This window comes from Streptomyces griseofuscus (genome assembly GCF_014673495.1).
GTDB lineage: Bacteria > Actinomycetota > Actinomycetes > Streptomycetales > Streptomycetaceae > Streptomyces > Streptomyces murinus.
In genome coordinates this window covers 296,840-314,189 of sequence record NZ_CP051006.1, presented here as the reverse complement: position 1 = coordinate 314,189, position 17,350 = coordinate 296,840, and the positions used below count along the sequence as shown (strand labels likewise).

The window sequence follows — 17,350 nt, the reverse complement described above, 5'->3', positions numbered from 1 at the left end:
GGTTCCGGGTCAGCGGAGGCCGCTGGCGACGGCCTTCTCGGTAGACGTGCGGACCGAGTTCTCCGTGGCGGCGTCCAGCGGCATACGCGGCGGGCGAGTGGGGCCGCCGCGGCGGCCGACGAGGTCCATGGACAACTTGATGGCCTGCACGAACTCGGTCTTGGAGTCCCAGCGCAGCAGGGGGTGCAGGGACTTGTACAGCGGGAGCGCGGTGTCCGGGCGGCTGACGGCGGCGTGGTACAGCTCGGCGCAGGCGACGGGGAATGCGTTCGGGTAACCGGCGATCCAGCCGACCGCGCCCGCCAGGACAAGTTCGAGCAGGACGTCGTCCGCGCCGGCCAGCAAGTCGAGTTCTGGTGCGACATCGGCGATCTCGTAGGCCCTGCGCACATCGCCGCTGAACTCCTTCACGGCCACGATGCTGCCCTCGCCGTGGAGTTGGGCGAGGAGTGCGGGGGTGAGATCGACCTTGGTGTCGATGGGATTGTTGTAGCTCACGACGGGCAGCCCGGCCCGCGCGACCTCCGAGTAGTGGGCGCGCACCGCCCGCTCGTCGGCACGGTAGGCGTTGGGCGGCAGCAGCAGGACGCTTCCGCAGCCCTGCTCGGCGGCCTCCTCGGCCAAGCGGCGTGACTCCGCGCTGCCGTAGGCGCTGACGCCCGGCATCACGCGCGCGCCGTCCCCCGCGGCCTCGACGGCGGTGCGGACCACACGTGCGCGCTCGTCGTCGGTGAGGGTCTGGTACTCGCCGAGAGAGCCGTTGGGCACCACCCCATCGCAGCCGTTGTCGAGGAGCCAGCGGACGTGCTCGGCGTAGGCGTCGTAGTCGACGGCGAGACTGTCGCGCAGGGGCAGTGCGGTGGCGACCATGATGCCGCGCCAGGGGCGCTCGGCGTTCCAGCCGGTGCCGGGTGTGGACGCAGTGATGGCGGTCATGAAGGAACCCCCCTCTGTGGTGTGTGACATTTTACTGAGCTGTGTGTGGCGCCCACAAGGCCGCCGGGTCCGCCGGTTCGCCGAGACCCCGAGGATGTTCCGGGGCCGACATCGCCGGGTTCCCGCTGTGTTCCCTGGCCGGCCCGGGTCCGAGTCGACGGATGGGACCGGTCATACTGTCCGGGACAACGTGACATTGTATTCTGGCGTCCGCGCACGTCTGGAGGATCGGTCATGGGCCATTTGTCGTCCCGCAGCGTCACCCCCGTGCGGGAGAACCTGCGCGACCAGGTGGCCAACGCGCTGCGTGCCGCGCTCATCGCGGGCGAGCTGCGGCCCGGCGTCGTCTGCTCCGCGCCCACCCTGGCCGCCGAACTCGGCGTGTCGGCTACCCCGGTGCGCGAGGCCATGCTTGACCTGACCAGGGAGGGCCTGGTCGAGCCGGTGCGCAACAAGGGCTTCCGGATCACCGAGGTGACCGAGCGCGAGCTCGACGAGTACACCGAGATCCGCGAGATGATCGAGGTCCCCACGATCGGACGCGTCACGGACGTCGCCGGCGCCGAGCAACTGGAGGCGCTGCGCCCGGTCGCCGAGGAGATAGTCCAGGGCGCCAGGCGACACGACCTGATCGCCTACCTGGAGGCCGACCGCCGCTTCCACCTCGGCCTGCTCGGCCTTGCCGGCAACTCCCACCTGGTCCAGGTGGTGAGCGACCTCCGCAAGCGCTCGCGGCTGTACGGACTGACCGCTCTGGATGCCAACGGCCGCCTGGTGGAGTCGGCCGAGGAGCACCTCGAACTGCTCGACCTGATGCTGGCCGGCGACGCCGAGGGCGCGCAGGCGTGCATGCGGCGCCATCTCGGCAAGGTCCGCTCCCTGTGGGCTGATTCGACCCAGGACGCTCCGACCGCAGGGCTCGACCGCGGCGCGAGCTGACGCTCCGCGCCTGGGAGCGGGCTCCCAGGCCATGGCTGAGCAACGGCACGGGGGGCCTGCGGACATGTGACCGGTCCTGGTTCTGCGCGTTTCCCGACTCCTGCCGGGTCAGGGGCGGCAAGCGGGGGTCGTAGAGCAAGGGGCGCAACAGGGGTTCCATCACGTTCGGCATGGTTCCGGCTCGCAAGAAAGGTGGTGCCGTCCAGCCGGGTGGGGCGAACCGCTCTCACGCCCCATCGATCGTCGAGGATTCCGTGGAAGCGGTGGGGGACGCTCCCGTGAGGTGCTTCACTCAGGGGAGAGTTGGCCGATGGGGGCGTCGGGCCGTGGGCGTTCCACTGCCGGAAGCCCTGCGGGTCGGCAGCGGCGTCCAGGACATCCCGCACCATGTCTTCGACGTGCTCGGGCAGGGTGCCGAGGACCTTCGCCCGTCGGCTGTTCCGCGGTGGGCGGCGTGCCGTTCGATGCGGAGAGGGCAGGATTCGAACCTGCGTGGACCCTTGCGGATCCGACCTCGAGGCGTGCTCGCCGGTCCCCGATCAACCACTCCGGGCACCTCTCCTCGCTCCCGACCCCTTTTGTTTTCCCGGGGTCGTTCACGTGAAAGAGAGTGGCACGAGCCCCTGACGCGGGACTGACATGTCAAAGACCGGGGGCCCGCGGCCTCGCCCGTCCACCACGGCCGTCCCCGGCGCAGGGGGACCTTCCGGGGCCGTTCCTGAGGCGGTCCTCCGCGAACCGTCCGCGGGCAGGAAGCGTCGATGAGGTCACTTGCCGGTGCCGGTGTGGTAGCCGACGGGGTCGACGTAGACGTCGGGGGCGTTGCCGGTGGTGGCGGGGACGGTGATGTTCAGGCCGTCGAGGTTCATGACGTCGAAGACGGTTTCGTTGGGCGGGGTGACGGCGAGCCTGGTGTAGGTCTTGCCCGAGCCGCTGGTGTCGGGGATGTAGTGCAGGAGGAAACGGGTCTCCTCGCCGGGGGCGATGGTCACGGTGGGCGCGGTGGTGTCGGTGCGGGCCGCGTCGGGGCCCTTGTCGCCCAGGCCGTCGGCACCGAGGAGCTGGACGCCGGGGAAGCCGTGCATGCTGCAGGTGGTGGAGCCGGTGTTCTTCAGGTTGACGACGATCTCGTTCTTGACTCCGGCGGACGCGGCGCTGAAGCCGAGGTGGTCGGTCTTGCACAGGGTGCCCGACGGCGTGGTCCCGGTCCGGGCGGCGGCCTTCTTTCCGGTGCCGGTGCCGGCACCGGTGCTGCCACTGGTGCCGGTGCCGCCGTTGGTGTTGCCGGAGGTGGCGGAGGAAGCGCCGGCCGCGTCCTGGCCGCCCGTGGAACTGCTTGCGGAAGCCGGCGGGTTGTTCTACGCGGCCGTGCTCGAACCGTCGCTGCCCCCGCACGCGGTCAGGGAGAGGCCAGCCGCGGCGACGATCACGGCGAGGGCGGAGATCTTCTTGACGCGCATGTGCACTCCTGCGAAGTGGTCTTGTCCGGTCCGCTCGAACTGGCGAGCCGCTGTCGTTTCTGTGGATGTCTGCTTCGGGGCGGGCCGTTGCGATGCGGGTTGAATCAAGATGCCGCTGTGACAGCCGAGTTGATGAGCCGTGACAACCCATCGCGCGAAACGGGACGAACCCGGTGAACCGGCGTGGCTGACGGGACTCGACGGAGCCGGCCGTGCCGCGTCGGGGTCGCCACGCCGTCTCGCTTGCCGTCCGATCGAGTGGACCCACCTTCCCGGGCCGGCCGCCGACCGGAGTCACTACGAAGATCACGGGTGCTTCGTGATCTTCGAGAGGGCATCCATGGGCGCTTGCCCCGAACCGCCGCCGCGGCCGCCGCGTTCCCCGGGCTCCTCGCCCCGGCCGCCTGTGCGGCGGGGCGCCGCGGCAGGCCCTTGGCCGCACACGCGTCCGCGCCGGACGCGGTGGATGCAGACCGTAGTGTGCGCCGGGCTGAGCGTCGCGGACGCCGCAGACATGCCGCCGGAGGCCGCCGTCGCGCTCGCCGTGGGAGGGAGATGGGGTCGAACTGCCATGCTGCTGCTGGCCGGAGGCCCCGCGGTCTGGCCGGCCCCACAGGGGGTCGCCGTCCCCGGCGGACTGGGCACCGCTCGAAGCGGCCTCGTCGCCGGTCTCATCCCGCTCGGCGTCGCCGGCGGCGCAGCCACCTCGGCCGTGCTCGTCCACCGGCTCCTCACCTTCCGGCTGCACGTCCCGCTGGGCACCCTCGCGCTGCGCGCCGTACAGCGCAAGGGCTATGCCTGAAGCCGCTGCCGCTGCCGCTGCCCGGTTCGGATCCGAGCCCGGGCAGGTATCAGGTAGGCCACCGCCCGCGCGGTGCCCCCGATCGCTGCAAGGCCTTCCGCCGAGCTGCATGAGCAGCGCGACAGCACCCGTAGGGTCCGGCCGGCGGTCACCCCTGGCGCGGCGCGGCCGCCTGTTCGGTTGTCGTCCGTGCGTCTCACATCACGGAATCGGTGTGCAGTGGGCCGGCGGTGATGTGCATGGTGCGGATCTTCCCGCTGTCGTCGAGGCGGTACAGGTGCATGAACGGGGCCCGTACGGTGGTGTCCGGCTCGGTCTTCTTCGCCATGGTGGCCTCCCCGCGCAGGAACAGAACCCCGTCGGGGGCGTCCCAGCACTCCAGGACGGTGTGCTCGATGTGCAGCGGTTCGTCGATCTTGACGAAGAACGCTCTGATGGCGTCGGCACCCACCACGTGGGCGGTGCCGAAGAACATCTCGGTGTCGTCGGTCGCCCGGGCGGCACCCTCGCCGAAATCGAGGGTGTCGATCTCGCGCATGAACTGCCGGACCCATGCCGGCACGGGGGCTGGAGCGGCATGCTGCGTCATCGGCCCTGTCCTTCCTGTCTTCCTGTGATCATCTGCCGCCGCCGTCTGCTCAGGCAGCGGGGCAGGTCGCGAGGAAGGTGTCGATCGTCGCGTTGACCTCGTCCGGGTTCTCCCGGGCGGCCAGGTGACCGGTGCGCAGCAGCACGCGGAAGGTGCTGCCTTCGATGGCGTCGGCCATCCTCCGCACCGCGTGCACGGGGAACTGGCTGTCCTCCTCGCCGGCGACGATCAGGACAGGGATGTCGGCGGGAACGGTCGCCAGCAACCGGTGCTCGTCCCTGCGCCCGATGAGAACACCGCGAAGCGCCCACGCGACGGACTTGGGGTCGTTGTCCAGCACGACGTCGATGTACTCCACGAACTCGGGGTTCTCGGCCTCGGCGGTCGGGCCGGCGAACGCCGAGCGGGCGGCCCTGGCGGCCAGTTGTGGCATGCGGGCGTGCACCGCGAGGTAGGCGGCCAGTCCGGTCGCCCAGATGCTTTCGAACGCCGTGGGCAGTGAGGCGGTGCAGTTGATGCCGACGGCAGCGGCGGTGCGCTCGGGGTGGTACGCCGGGAAGACCCCGGCCAACATGCCGCCCCAGCTGTTGCCCACCAGGACGCACTTGCCGATGCCGAGCGCGTCCAGGACCTCGACCAGCACGTCGGCACATTCCCTGAGGTCGATGATCCGGCGCAGCGCGTCGGACCTGCCGTGTCCGGGACTGTCGACGAGCACCACGCGGTGCGTAGGGGCGAAGTGCTCGTACTGGAAACGCCACATGGTGCCGTCCATCATCAGGCTCGGCCAGAAGACCATGGCGGGGCCGTCGGTCCGACCGCCCACCCGCACGTTCATCAGGCCGAGGGATGTCGGTATCAGCTTCTCGGTGACGTCGTCGAGCCAGTCCGTCCGTGACATGGTCACTCCTCACCCGAGGTTCGAGTAGAGCCGTTACTCGTAGCATACTGCAAGTAGTAGCAAATGTTGACTACGCGAGGTCGACTTCCTCGGCCGCTCCCTGCGTGCCTGCCGCCTCCTTCGCGGGGAGTGGGTGCAGATCGGCCGCCTCGATCGGCTGGTGGCAGTGGCTGCAGGCGAGGTAGGGCTCTGTCTCGTATCCGCAGGAGATATGCAGCAGGGCCCGCGCCGGCGCCGCCTCGCCTTCGGCGCGGCTCTCCGCCCAGCGGGTGACCGCGACGACGGCCGGTACGACCAACTCCCGCGCACCCTCGGTCAGTCGGTACTCGTACCAGGGCTTGTCCTGCCGGTACGCGTGCTTCTCCAGCAGGCCCAGCTCGGTGAGGTGGTTCAGCCGCGCCGTGAGCATCGTCGCCGAAATGCCCAGCTCGCGCTTGAGTTCGCCGAACCGTCGGACCCCGAAGAACACCTCGCGCAGGATCTGGTAGTTCCAGCGCTCGGAGATTGCCGCCAGGAACGCTTGCCCGTGCTGGAAGACGACCGGCCGTGTCTTGTCCGCCACAAGGACTCCCTATGGTATGGATCTGCAACTGGTAGCAATATGATATCGGTGTGGGCCCCCGGAGACCTGTGCCGCCAGCCGCTGCCCCCAGGAAGGAGCCGGTGGACCTCGTCGAACGGTTTGGTCAGGCGGTGGACGGCCGTATTTCGTGCCGGGCCCCTACGTCGGGCTCGTCACCCGGTGCACTGCGACACCGCACACGACCAGGCCGGGTGCTGGTCGCGGAACGCCCGGACGAGCACCCGGTCCCAGCCCTTGTCCGTCATCTCCTCCACGGCCGTCGAGTTCTCCGTTGAACGGCACGCTCGGCCCACGGGCGGACGACGCGGTCGCCGTCCGTTTGCCACCACGCAGTAGCCGGTACCCGTGTTCGGCTCCGTCCAGCGGGCCCTCGGCTCGGGGCGCCGGAGGAACCAGCCTCTGAACGCGCCGCCTGCTTCCCGCGCGCGGTGAACAGTCCGAGGCCACCGGCCCGCTTCTCGTGGTCGGCGAGGACGTTCGGCAGACGGCGCTCGCGGACGATGTCCGGCGGGGCGGGACTGCCGCCGGTCAGGCCAACGGTTTCCTGCGACTTGGCAGAGTCGCCAGGGCGGCGCAGGAATATCGCCCTGACGCCGCTACGACGTCGACCGGATCGCGGAGATGTCGAGCTGCAGCCGGACCTTCTCGCTCACCATGGTGCCGCCTGCCTTGAGGCGCTGGTTGTAGACCAGACCCCACTCGGTGCGGTCGATGGTGGTGGTGCCGTCGAATCCGGCTCGCTCGAAGCCGAAAGGGTCCAGGACCGAGCCGAGGTAGTCGAGTTGCAGGTCGACGGGCCGGGTGACGTCGCGGATGGTCAGGTCCCCGGTCATGCGGAAGGTCTCTCCGCCTTCGTGGACGGTGGAGGTGCTGCGGAAGGTCATCTCCGGGTAGTGGCGCGCGTCGAAGAAGTCGGCGCCGATGATGTGCGCATCCCTTTGCTCCACGCCCGTGTCGACGCTGGCGACCCGGATGACGAGGTCGGCCCGTGACTCGGAGGGCTGGGCCCCGTCGAAGTACAACGTGCTGTCGTAATCGGTGAAAGCCCCCCGGACTGTCGTGACCATGGCGTGCCGCACGGAGAATCCGATGCGGCTGTGCGGGCGGTCGATGGTCCACTGCCCGGTCAGGGCGCGAAGTGCCGGGTCGAGCGCGACACCCCGGGACGTGGACTCCGCGGCGAAGGCGCCGGTGCCGACAGTCGGGGTCGGCTCGCTGACGGCGGTCTGGCGTCGGCCGAAGATGCCCATGGTGAGCCCTTTCCCATCTGCTTGCTCTGTGCTGTCACGGTGTCGCCGGGAACGGCTCCGGTCGGTGGCCCGTGTGCGGCGCCCGAGTGTGCGTCTACTGCGGCGGCGTGGGCGTGTCGTGGGTGCGGTACATCGCCTGTACGTCCAACTCCAGTTGGACGGTCGGCCCGACGACGGCGATGCCGCGGGCGAGCATGGAGCGCCAGTTGAGCGTGAAGTCCTCCCGATGCAGTTCGGCCTTCGCGAGGGCGGCGCAGCGCAGTTCCTGCTCGTAGCCCCCGTTGATCATCCCGAGGTAGGTGGTGTCGAGGCCGACGGAGCGGCTGGTGCCGTGCATGGTGAGGGTGCCGTGCAGGGTCCACTTGGAGCCGCCGCGGTGGGCGAACCGGGTGCTGGTGAAGTCGATGTACGGGTAGCGTTCGACGTCCAGGAAGTCGGCGGAACGCAGGTGGTTGTCGCGGGTGTTGTTGCCCGTGGTGACACTGGAGGCGTCGATGCGCACCGCCACCTGTGAGTCCGCCATGTCCGGAGCGATGCGGATGCTGCCCTGGAAGCGGGTGAACCGGCCGTGTACATGGGCCATGCCCACGTGCTTGGCGATGAACCGGATCGCGGTGTGCGGAGGGTCGAACAGCCAGATTCCGGCTGTCGGGAGTTCTATCTGGCGGGCGGGCTGGAGCGCGATGCGCACGGTGGGCAGGGCCACCCCGGCCGCGATGTCGAGGTTCTCGCGGGCAGGTGACAGGCCCTCGGCCACGATCATCACGCTGTAGGGGCCCGGTGGCAGCGTCGCTATGAAGTAGCCATGGGGGTCCGTGGTGCCACGCGTCGCGACCCGGTGGCTGTCCAGTGCGGTCACGGTGACCTCGGCTCCGCTCATGGGCTGTCCCATGGGATCGAGCACCTCGAAGCCGAACGCCCCGGCACCGGGCGGCAGGGGGACCGAGATGCTCGATCCGGCACCGGAGGCACCACGGGACCGCCGACGACGGAGCAGCCCGAGAGCCATGGAGTCCACCCTTCTTCCCCTGCGTCACGGTCACCCGACCCGCTCAGAGTTCTTACATTCGCGTTCGCCAAGAACCGTCAACGACAGGAGGGCGGACGCAAAGCGAGTAGTTCGCCGACGATCATAAGTCCTCCCGCAAGCACGTCACTCGAGTCGATGTCGAAGCTGCTCAGTCCCTCTGGCGGCGGATGCGAGACCACATATCAGTACATCATCCGACCATTTCGCCGCACCTCGACTTCGTTGCTTTGCAGAAATGCTGTGGTGAAGGACACGGAAAAGAGCGGGGATATTCACAGTCGGCCTGCGGTTTCATCACGAACCTGACACAGGGGGCTCGCTGAACGTGTTCTCCGAGGGCGGTTACGAGGCGGCGTGGGTGGTTCGGCACCCGCCCCGCTTCGTCTTCGACGGTATCGACGGCCGTGTCCCGATCGCCGTAACCCCCGACCATCGCCGCGCTCCTCGTGCCGGCCGCAGCGAGACCGGCGGCGTGCTCCCCGTACATGCCGTCGGCGGCGCGGAACTTGCGGAGGACCGGGCGCACCTCTCGGTCCGGGGCCGGACAGCCGTCCCCGCGCCCGCGGGGGCAGCACCTACAGCAGACGGCCACGCCGGGGTGGGCGTGGCCGTCCTTCACCGCGGCGACCGCCGCCTCGTCGTCACCAATCGGTGTTGAACTCCAGCGCGGGCGCCGCGTGCGCGGCCAGGGAGTGTGCCTGGTCGGGCCACCAGGCGCCGGCGGCCGGGTCGACGACGCCGTACTCCGGGTCTTCGGGACCGGCCGTGCCGCGCGTGCAGCTTCCGTCGGACTCGCCGGGCACCTTGATCCACAGGTAGGCGTCGAGCAGGGGGACACCGGTCTGGCTGGTGGGACGCACACCGAGGCCGCGGCCCGGCGGGTTGCACCAGTCCTGCGGGTCCGAGTAGGACGCGGTGGGCGTCCACGGCCCGGTGCCGTTACGGCTGCTGTCGATCACGAAGTGGGTGAGCTGCGCGTCGGCGGGCACGTGGTCGGCGTACCAGGCGTCCGCGTCGGCGGCGGGCCACCACTGGTTGGCGCAGTCACCCGGCTGAGCACCGGCGGTGTTGCGCAGGTACCAGACGCACTTGGACACCTCGGTGCCGTAGCGGATCAGCTCGCTGTCGGCGCGGTAGTTGGAGGCGTTGAGGAAGAAACCCTGCGCCCGGGACACGCCTCCGTCCAGGAGCAGTTGGGCCATCTCGCCGACGTCGTGCCAGGAACTGTGGCCGGCGTCGAGGTAGACGACCGCCCCCGGCTGCCGCTGCAGCCGGTCCACCGCCGCGTTGATCTCGGCCAGCCGGTCTGCCTGCTGCTCGGCGGTGCCCCCGCAGAACGCGGGGGAGAGGGCCAGGCCGTCGGGCTCCAGGATGACCACGGTCTTCCGGTCGCCGATGCCCTTGGCCAGGGCGTCGACCCAGGCCGCGTACTCCTGGCTGTCGGAGGCGCCGCCGGCGGAGTACTGCGAGCAGTCGCGGCCCGGCACGTTGTACGCCACGGCGATCGGCACCCGGTTCTGCGGCGCGGCCTTCGACTGGAGCAGGGACATCGCCGAGGTGGTCTGCTCGGGGGTGCTGCCGCCGGTGAACCACTGGGCGACCGGATACGAGGCCATCGCGTCCATCAGCTTCGCGTTCGCCCGGTCGCCGGCCCGGCGGTCGGCGAGGGCCTGCTGGAACGCCTTGCTGTCTCCTTCGATGTAGAACTTGGTGCCCGGGGCGAGCGTGTGGTCGGTGGCCGAGGACGAGGGAGTGGTGGGCGGGTGGCCGGAAGCGGTCGGTTCGGCCTGTGCAGCGGTCGGCGTGACACACAAACCGAAAAGGGCGGCAGCCGCGGCCGCGGCGGCGAGGAGCGGTCTGGCCTTGGGGATGGGACGCACGGGTCGGACTCTCGCAATCGTGTGGGCGATGGATGAGAGATACGAGGGAGAGTGTGGGAGCGCTCCCAGGGTGTGCGGACGCCATCAAAGCGAGGAGCCCGCGTCCCCGTCAAGAAGGCGGACAGCTTCGGGAAACGCAGGTCACACTGAACACCCCCACATGAGGAGGAGTTCGCGGAGCCTCGTGAAGTCCTCTGACCGGGGCCGTCGCCGTCATGCTGGTGATGCAGCAGGAGGCGGCGCTGGTCATGGCCGGGAATGGTCCGGATCCGGTCGCCGGCGCTGCGGAGAACGCGCAGGGCCGATGTCGCGGAGGTCGTATCCGTGGGACGGCGGCGGACGAGTGCTGGGCGCGGTACTGGCAACCCGTCGATGTGACCCGGGCGTTGTCGAAACTTTCGGATTACGGATCTTTTCGCGGAACATCAGATCTGGCTTGCCTTGTCGATGTTGACCGGTCGATCGGGGTCGATCGAAGAAATGAGCCTCTGACCAGGAAAGTTGTGGTGCCCGTCGAATTCTGCTCGGTCGATAGTTTTCGAAACTTCTACCGAAAGCGTTGACAGCGACGGGGTGCCGTCCAGACTGTTCGTCGTCACCGGTGCTCGGTCGCCGGCGATTCGGGCCGCACCTTGACCCGGCTTTCCGGTCGCGCTGGTCTCGGCGACCGGATGTGTCATGCCCGTGTCATCATGCCCCGGCGGCGACGACGCTGGGGCATGGCGCGCATCCCCTCACACCCGCACGAGAGGGAAACCTCATGAACACGCTGACCCACGAGACGCGTCGCAGACGCGGCCTTGTGGCCGCCGTCCGCAGTCTCCTCGCCGCGGCGGCGGCGGTCGTGGTCGTCTTCGCGCTGCCCGGCGCGGTCCAGGCCGACACGACCATCACCTCGAACAGCACCGGCACCGACAACGGCTACTTCTACTCGTTCTGGGAGCAGTCCAGCGGCGCCACCATGACCCTGGGATCGGGCGGCAACTACAGCCTGAACTGGAACACCGCCTCGCAGAACGTCGTCGCCGGCAAGGGCTGGAACCCGGGCAACCAGGCCAACCCCGTCACGTACTCAGGCACGTGGAACTGCAATGGCAACTGCTACCTGTCGCTGTACGGCTGGTTCCAGAACCCGCTGGTCGAGTGGTACATCGTCGACAACTACGGCAACTACAACCCGAGTTCGGGCGCGACCCGGCTGGGCTCGGTCAGCAGTGACGGCAGCACGTACGACCTGTACAAGACGACCCGCGTCAACGCCCCGTCCATCGAGGGCAACAACTCGACGTTCGACCAGTACTGGGCCGTCCGTCAGTCGAAGCGCACCGGCGGCACCATCACCGTCGCGAACATCTTCAACGCCTAGAAGAGCCTCGGCCTGAAGATGGGCACCGCGAACTACGAGATCCTGGCCACCGAGGGCTACCAGAGCAGCGGCAGCTCCAACATCACCGTGAACAGCGGCAGCAGTGGCGGCACCACCCCTCCGCCGTCGGGCGGCGGTGGCGGCTGCACCGTTTCGGTCACGGCCGGTGACTCGTGGAGCGACCGGTACAACCTCAACGTCGCGGTGTCCGGCTCCAGCAACTGGAAGGTGACCGCCCAGGTCCCGTCCCCGGAGAAGGTCAGCGCGACCTGGAACGTCAACGCCTCCTACCCCGACGCCCAGACGCTCGTCGCCACGCCCAACGGCAACGGCAGCAACTGGGGGCTGACGATCATGAAGAACGGCAGTACCACCTGGCCGACGTTCTCCTGCAGCACCAGCTGAACCACCACTGGCCGGAACTGAGCGCTGCGGCGACGCAGGGGTGGGCACCGTAACTCCGCCGCCCACCCCTGCGTATGAGGTCACCCGGGCCGCCGTCACGCGGTCACCCGGTCCGGCGGCCCGGTCCGCGACGATCTGTGACGCGCGACGCAGCCCGATGCGGCCACGGTGACGTGACCGCATCGGCCCCGAGTGCGGCCGACCGAGCTCACGGGGGCCGGGCGGACCGCCGCGGCGTCGTCGCCTGCAGAGCTGGTCCCCGACAGGCCACGTCAGCCGCCGGCCGGGCGAACGGCCATCGACACCCCCACCTGCCATCAAGGAGAGAAGCCAAGTGTTACAGATCTTGGATCGGATACGCCCAGGAGCAGCGCTGGCGGCAGCCGGTCTGGTCACTGCCGGCGCCGCTTTGATCCTCGCCGCGCCCCCGAGCGCCCATGCGGTGGACGCGGGGTCGCTGGGGGCCACCGCGGCCCAGTCGGGTCGCTACTTCGGCACGGCCGTCCCCGCGGGCAAACTCGGCGACTCGGGCTACACGGGCATCCTCGATCGCGAGTTCAACGCGATCACCCCCGAGAACGAGATGAAGTGGGACACCACGGAGCCGTCCCGCGGTTCGTTCAATTTCGGGCCTGCCGATCAGATCGTCAGTCATGCGACCGCCCACGGGCAGCGGATGCGCGGCCACACTCTGGTCTGGCACAGCCAACTGCCGAGCTGGGTCAGTTCCATCACCGACGCGAACACGCTGCGCAGCGTGATGGACAACCACATCACCACCGAAATGGCCCACTACAAAGGCAAGATCTACGCCTGGGACGTGGTCAACGAGGCCTTCGCCGACGACGGCAGCGGCCAGCAGCGCAGCTCGGTGTTCCACAACGTGCTCGGCACCGGCTTCATCGAGGAAGCGTTCCGCACCGCCCGGGCGGCCGATCCGGCGGCCAAGCTGTGCTACAACGACTACAACATCGAGAACTGGACCGACGCCAAGACCCAGGGCGTCTACCGCATGGTCCAGGACTTCAAGTCCCGCGGCGTGCCCATCGACTGCGTCGGCTTCCAGAGCCACTTCGGCTCCAGCGGACCCCCCGCCGGCTATCAGACCACGCTGGCCAACTTCGCCGCTCTCGGTGTCGATGTCCAGATCACCGAACTCGACATCGCGCAGGCGTCCCCCACCGCCTACGCCAACACGGTCAACGCGTGCATGAACGTCTCCCGCTGCACCGGCATCACCACGTGGGGCATCCGGGACAGTGACTCCTGGCGCTCCTCGGAGACCCCCCTGCTCTTCGACAGCAACGGCAACAAGAAGGCGGCGTACAGTGCCGTGACAACAGCGCTCGGTGGCTCGTCGAGCAGCGGCGGTGGCTCCACCGGTGCGCTGCGGACGGTGGGGGCGGGCCGGTGTCTGGACGTGCCGAACGCCTCGACGACAGCGGGTACCTACCTGCAGATCTGGGACTGCAGCGGCCAGGCGAACCAGACCTGGACCCACAGCTCCTCGAACCAGCTCACGGTCTACTCCGGCGGATCGCAGCGGTGCCTCGATGCCTACGACAATCAGACGGCGCCGGGCACGAAGGTGGACATCTGGACGTGCAACGGCCAGGCCAACCAGCAGTGGAGACTGAACTCGGACGGCACCGTCACCGGGGTCCAGTCCGGGTTGTGCCTGGACGTCTCGGGAGCCGCCACCGCCAACGGCACCGGTGTGCAGCTGTGGACGTGCAACGGCCAGAGCAACCAGAAATGGACCCTCGGCTGATCTCGATCCCAGGGTTGCCGGTGCGCGTCGTCCGAGCTTCTGCACGCCGGATTCGGCCTGACCGGCAGGGCCGTCGACTCCCCGCCGAGGCCACCACGCGTGGAGGCCCGACGGGGAGTCCGTCCGCGCGCGCCATGCGGTGGGTGGGTCACGAAGCCGTGTGACAGCTCCACCCGTCCATCGGGCCCGGTGACGCTCGATGCCCACTTCGCAAGGGATCGGTCCGGCGCCCAGGACCGTCACGAAACGCACCACACCGACAGTCCGGTCAGCCTCCGACAGGGCTGACCGGGGATGCCCGCCCACGTATGGAGAGGACCCATGGGCAGACGAAGTCCAAGCCGCAGACATCTTTCCGGAGTGCTCGCGGCCGTGGTCGCGGCCCTGGTCGCGTTGGGGGCGATGCTCCTCGCCGACCCGGCACAGGCGGCCACCACCGGCGCCCTGAAGAGCGTCGGCTCCGGCCGGTGCCTCGATGTGCCGAACGCCAGTCAGTCCGACGGCACATCCCTGCAGATCTGGGACTGCTCGGGCAAGGCCAACCAGGAGTGGACGCTGACGGACAGCAACCAGCTGACCGTCTATGGCAACAAGTGCCTGGACGTTCCCGGACACGCGACCACGGCGGGCACCAAGGTACAGATCTGGAGCTGCAGCGGGGCCGCGAACCAGCAGTGGCGGGTGAACTCCGACGGGACGATCGTAGGCGTGGAGTCCGGTCTGTGCCTGGACGTCACGGGCAACAGTACGGCCAACGGCACGGCCTTGGAGCTCTGGACCTGCAACGGCGGCAGCAACCAGAAGTGGACCGGCCTGTCCGGGACGTCGACCCCGACGAGCCCCCCGCCGACGGGCAGCACGTGTTCTCTGCCGTCGACCTACCGCTGGACGTCGACGGGTGTGCTGGCGCAGCCGGCGAACGGATGGGTCTCGCTCAAGGACTTCACCAGCGTGATGTACAACGGCAAGCACCTCGTCTACGCGTCGAACGTGAACGGATCGTCGTACGGCTCGATGGCCTTCGCTCCCTTCACCAGCTGGTCGGACATGGCGTCGGCCGGCCAGACCGGGATGGGCCAGGCCGCGGTGGCGCCCACGCTGTTCTACTTCGCGCCCAAGAACATCTGGGTGCTGGCGTACCAGTGGGGTTCGTCGCCCTTCATGTACCGCACGTCGAGCGACCCCACCAACCCCAACGGCTGGTCCTCGCCGCAGGCGCTGTTCACCGGCAGCATCTCCGGCTCCGACACCGGCCCGATCGACCAGACGCTGATCGCCGACGGCCAGAACATGTACCTGTTCTTCGCCGGCGACAACGGCAGCATCTACCGGGCGAGCATGCCGATCGGGAACTTCCCGGGAAGTTTCGGCTCGTCGTACACGACGGTCATGAGCGACGCGAAGGCCAACCTGTTCGAGGCGCCGCAGGTCTACAAGGTCCAGGGCCAGAACCAGTACCTCATGATCGTCGAGGCGATGGGGGCGAACGGACGTTACTTCCGCTCGTTCACGGCTTCCAGCCTGAGCGGTTCGTGGACCCCGCAGGCCGCCAGCGAGAGCAGCCCCTTCGCGGGCAAGGCCAACAGCGGCGCCACCTGGACCAACGACATCAGCCACGGTGACCTGGTCCGCGACAACCCCGACCAGACCATGACCATCGATGCCTGCAACCTGCAGTTCCTCTACCAGGGCAAGTCCCCCACGGCGAGCGGCCCCTACGACCAACTGCCGTGGCGCCCGGGTGTCCTCACCCTGCAGCACTGACCTGCCCGCTCCGCGGTGATCGCACATGCCGGTGCTCACCGCATCGACGAACCCGGCCGCCCGTCGGCCGGGTTCCTCGCACCAGGGCGGGACCGGTAGGAATCCGTGACGACGTGGACCGTTCCGCGGGTCTCACACATGACCGTGTCCCGGCCCTCAACCGTGCGCGGAAGGCGCGGAGCTGACCCGCGTGCCAGGTCGTCGAAACTGTCGGGTGCCCCACACCCGCATGACCGCGGAAGGCGTCCAGCCCGCGCCAGGCATCTCAGGCGGCGACCGCCCAGCCGGACATCACACCCGCACCGGCAGGTCGATCCTGGAGGGACGGGCGGTGTCGTGGGAGATCTCCTTGTCGGCGCGGACGGTGACCGTGGCAGTGAGGGCGGGTTCCCCGGTGCCGGGGTTGCGGGTGTAGCCCGGATGCGCGCCTGTGGCGACCTGGATGCCGACGCGGTGACCGGCTGCGAACCGGTGGAAGGCCGGCCACAGCGGCACTTTTGAACGCCGGTTGCTCCAGAACGAGTTGGCCGTTCGACGCCGCCGTGAGCCCGTGCGCCTGCCCGTGCCGTGCTCCGCGGAGGGGAAGAGCAGCTCCCGCCGCGGCGGGCCGGCCGTGCCGATGGCCGGGTCGGCGCGGTGCGGCCCGCCGCGAGCCCGGCCAGTCCGTGCAGCGGGGGCGTGCGGCCGGCGCCGGTCACGGCCGCCCGGTGCCGGAGGGCGGCTCTGCCCCCGGCCAGGGTGAAGGCCACGTCCTGCGTGCCCGCCCCGGCGCCCGCCCCTTTTCCCCGGCAGCCGATGCGAGCGGGCGCGGGGGAGCGAGCGCACGTTCTCATTTGACGGAACCGCCGGTGATGCCGGCGGCGATGTACTTCTGTGCGAGGACGAGCAGGACCGCCGCGGGGATCGCGGCGAGGACGGAAGCGGCCATGACCGAGCCCCAGTCGCCGACGTGCGCGCCGATGTACTGGTAGATGCCGAGGGTGACCGGTTTGACGTGGTCGGTGGTGTTGAGGGTGAGCGCGAACATGAAGTCGCTCCACGCGTACAGGAAGGAGAACAGCCCGGCGGTGATCAGCGAGTTGCGGCTCATCGGCAGCACGACCCGGACGAAGGTGCGCATCCGGCCGGCTCCGTCCACCTCGGCGGCCTCGATGACCTCGCGCGGGATGGCCACCATGAAGGACCGCATCAGTACGATCGCGAAGGGGATGCCCAGGGAGGCGTCGGCCAGCATCAGACCGAAGTAGGAGTTGACCAGGCCGAGGTGCACGTACGTGCTGTACAGCGCGTTGGCGATGACGATCCCCGGGACCATCTGTGTGATCAGGGTGCCGAACACCACGGTCCTCGCGCCGCGAAGCTTGAACTGCGCGAGGCCGTAGGCGGCCGGAGCGGAGAACGCCAGGCAGATCACGACGGCGCCGAGCGCGACCGCGAGCGAGGTCAGCAGATGGCCACCCTGCTCGGTCAGCGCGGAGGAGAAGCCGGACAGGTCGAGGCCGTGCGGCACCGGGTCCACCTCCAGCAGGCCGGAGTCGGGTTGCAGTGCGGTGTTGACCATCCAGTACAACGGGAACAGCATCACGCACAGGATGAGCATGCCGAGGGCCGTGGTGCCCCAGCGGCGCTTCGGCCTGCCGACGGCCCTGGTGGCGTTGGTGATGGTCGCCATGC

The 17,350-nt window shown here is 69.2% G+C and carries 16 protein-coding genes and 2 pseudogenes; 6 read left to right on the top strand and 12 right to left on the bottom strand.

Going from position 1 to position 17,350, the window contains the following annotated elements:
- Positions 1-9: 9 nt before the first annotated feature.
- Positions 10-936, bottom strand: coding sequence for a dihydrodipicolinate synthase family protein (locus tag HEP81_RS01550; protein ID WP_037652250.1), 927 nt, complete (start codon positions 934-936; stop codon positions 10-12).
- Positions 937-1,170: 234 nt separating this feature from the next.
- On the opposite strand from HEP81_RS01550, the gene HEP81_RS01545 reads away from it, so the two are divergent.
- Entirely contained in the window at positions 1,171-1,875 is a 705-nt protein-coding gene (locus HEP81_RS01545; RefSeq protein ID WP_037652252.1) for a GntR family transcriptional regulator, read from the top strand.
- A 467-nt stretch (positions 1,876-2,342) separates the two neighbouring features.
- On the opposite strand, the pseudogene HEP81_RS01540 reads toward HEP81_RS01545, so the two are convergent.
- Together HEP81_RS01540 and HEP81_RS41105 are read right to left on the bottom strand one after the other, a co-directional pair.
- A pseudogene (locus HEP81_RS01540) lies at positions 2,343-2,437 on the bottom strand.
- A 205-nt stretch (positions 2,438-2,642) separates the two neighbouring features.
- Positions 2,643-3,002: a DUF4232 domain-containing protein gene (locus HEP81_RS41105; RefSeq protein ID WP_243279767.1), complete on the bottom strand. Its 360-nt coding sequence runs from the start codon at positions 3,000-3,002 to the stop codon at positions 2,643-2,645.
- On the opposite strand from HEP81_RS41105, the gene HEP81_RS41100 reads away from it, so the two are divergent.
- Entirely contained in the window at positions 2,959-3,438 is a 480-nt protein-coding gene (locus HEP81_RS41100; RefSeq protein ID WP_051850611.1) for a hypothetical protein, read from the top strand. The genes HEP81_RS41105 and HEP81_RS41100 overlap by 44 nt on opposite strands.
- 363 nt (positions 3,439-3,801) lie before the next feature.
- Complete coding sequence (locus tag HEP81_RS01530) at positions 3,802-4,137, top strand: hypothetical protein (RefSeq protein ID WP_157854615.1); 336 nt, start codon at positions 3,802-3,804, stop codon at positions 4,135-4,137.
- A gap of 196 nt (positions 4,138-4,333) precedes the next feature.
- Here HEP81_RS01530 and HEP81_RS01525 read toward each other — a convergent pair whose 3' ends face one another.
- From HEP81_RS01525 to HEP81_RS01495, 7 genes are all read right to left on the bottom strand, one after another.
- Positions 4,334-4,726, bottom strand: a complete 393-nt coding sequence (locus HEP81_RS01525; protein WP_037662555.1) for a nuclear transport factor 2 family protein — start codon at positions 4,724-4,726, stop codon at positions 4,334-4,336.
- Between the two features lie 49 nt (positions 4,727-4,775).
- Positions 4,776-5,627, bottom strand: a complete 852-nt coding sequence (locus tag HEP81_RS01520) for an alpha/beta fold hydrolase (protein ID WP_037662557.1) — start codon at positions 5,625-5,627, stop codon at positions 4,776-4,778.
- Between the two features lie 70 nt (positions 5,628-5,697).
- Complete coding sequence (locus HEP81_RS01515) at positions 5,698-6,189, bottom strand: winged helix-turn-helix transcriptional regulator (protein ID WP_051850612.1); 492 nt, start codon at positions 6,187-6,189, stop codon at positions 5,698-5,700.
- A gap of 617 nt (positions 6,190-6,806) precedes the next feature.
- On the bottom strand, positions 6,807-7,460 hold the full coding sequence (locus HEP81_RS01510) for a YceI family protein (RefSeq protein WP_037662559.1): 654 nt from the start codon (positions 7,458-7,460) through the stop codon (positions 6,807-6,809).
- Between the two features lie 94 nt (positions 7,461-7,554).
- Positions 7,555-8,469 carry a YceI family protein gene (locus tag HEP81_RS01505; RefSeq protein ID WP_037662649.1) on the bottom strand — a complete coding sequence of 305 codons (915 nt, stop codon included), beginning with the start codon at positions 8,467-8,469 and terminating at the stop codon, positions 7,555-7,557.
- Between the two features lie 662 nt (positions 8,470-9,131).
- Positions 9,132-10,370 (bottom strand): glycoside hydrolase family 6 protein, encoded by a 1,239-nt coding sequence (locus tag HEP81_RS01500; protein WP_243279254.1) that lies wholly within the window; start codon positions 10,368-10,370, stop codon positions 9,132-9,134.
- A gap of 425 nt (positions 10,371-10,795) precedes the next feature.
- Positions 10,796-11,050 (bottom strand): hypothetical protein, encoded by a 255-nt coding sequence (locus HEP81_RS01495; RefSeq protein ID WP_154821667.1) that lies wholly within the window; start codon positions 11,048-11,050, stop codon positions 10,796-10,798.
- An 80-nt stretch (positions 11,051-11,130) separates the two neighbouring features.
- Between HEP81_RS01495 and HEP81_RS01490 the strand changes: the two are divergent.
- The 3 genes and pseudogenes from HEP81_RS01490 to HEP81_RS01480 all read left to right on the top strand — a co-directional run bounded on the left by HEP81_RS01490 (position 11,131) and on the right by HEP81_RS01480 (position 15,676).
- Positions 11,131-12,141: pseudogene (locus HEP81_RS01490) on the top strand (glycoside hydrolase family 11 protein).
- A 334-nt stretch (positions 12,142-12,475) separates the two neighbouring features.
- A complete protein-coding gene (locus tag HEP81_RS01485) occupies positions 12,476-13,912 on the top strand; it encodes an endo-1,4-beta-xylanase (protein WP_051850613.1) in 1,437 nt (478 codons plus the stop codon).
- A 321-nt stretch (positions 13,913-14,233) separates the two neighbouring features.
- On the top strand, positions 14,234-15,676 hold the full coding sequence (locus HEP81_RS01480) for a non-reducing end alpha-L-arabinofuranosidase family hydrolase (RefSeq protein WP_051850614.1): 1,443 nt from the start codon (positions 14,234-14,236) through the stop codon (positions 15,674-15,676).
- 291 nt (positions 15,677-15,967) lie between these two features.
- Here the strand turns inward: HEP81_RS01480 and HEP81_RS41095 are convergent, their stop codons facing one another.
- Positions 15,968-16,171, bottom strand: a complete 204-nt coding sequence (locus HEP81_RS41095) for a CocE/NonD family hydrolase C-terminal non-catalytic domain-containing protein (RefSeq protein ID WP_037662566.1) — start codon at positions 16,169-16,171, stop codon at positions 15,968-15,970.
- Between the two features lie 334 nt (positions 16,172-16,505).
- Positions 16,506-17,348 (bottom strand): carbohydrate ABC transporter permease, encoded by an 843-nt coding sequence (locus tag HEP81_RS01470; RefSeq protein ID WP_037662568.1) that lies wholly within the window; start codon positions 17,346-17,348, stop codon positions 16,506-16,508.
- Between the last annotated feature and the right edge of the window lie 2 nt (positions 17,349-17,350).

Bases quoted from the DNA above. Each gene is read 5' to 3' on its own strand.
- HEP81_RS01550 (WP_037652250.1), bottom strand. From the start codon at position 936: ATGACCGCCATCACTGCGTCCACACCCGGCACCGGCTGGAACGCCGAG.
- HEP81_RS01545 (WP_037652252.1), top strand. From the start codon at position 1,171: ATGGGCCATTTGTCGTCCCGCAGCGTCACCCCCGTGCGGGAGAACCTG.
- HEP81_RS41100 (WP_051850611.1), top strand. From the start codon at position 2,959: ATGCTGCAGGTGGTGGAGCCGGTGTTCTTCAGGTTGACGACGATCTCG.
- HEP81_RS01530 (WP_157854615.1), top strand. From the start codon at position 3,802: ATGCAGACCGTAGTGTGCGCCGGGCTGAGCGTCGCGGACGCCGCAGAC.
- HEP81_RS01525 (WP_037662555.1), bottom strand. From the start codon at position 4,726: ATGACGCAGCATGCCGCTCCAGCCCCCGTGCCGGCATGGGTCCGGCAG.
- HEP81_RS01520 (WP_037662557.1), bottom strand. From the start codon at position 5,627: ATGTCACGGACGGACTGGCTCGACGACGTCACCGAGAAGCTGATACCG.
- HEP81_RS01510 (WP_037662559.1), bottom strand. From the start codon at position 7,460: ATGGGCATCTTCGGCCGACGCCAGACCGCCGTCAGCGAGCCGACCCCG.
- HEP81_RS01505 (WP_037662649.1), bottom strand. From the start codon at position 8,469: ATGGCTCTCGGGCTGCTCCGTCGTCGGCGGTCCCGTGGTGCCTCCGGT.
- HEP81_RS01495 (WP_154821667.1), bottom strand. From the start codon at position 11,050: ATGACACATCCGGTCGCCGAGACCAGCGCGACCGGAAAGCCGGGTCAA.
- HEP81_RS01480 (WP_051850614.1), top strand. From the start codon at position 14,234: ATGGGCAGACGAAGTCCAAGCCGCAGACATCTTTCCGGAGTGCTCGCG.
- HEP81_RS01470 (WP_037662568.1), bottom strand. From the start codon at position 17,348: ATGGCGACCATCACCAACGCCACCAGGGCCGTCGGCAGGCCGAAGCGC.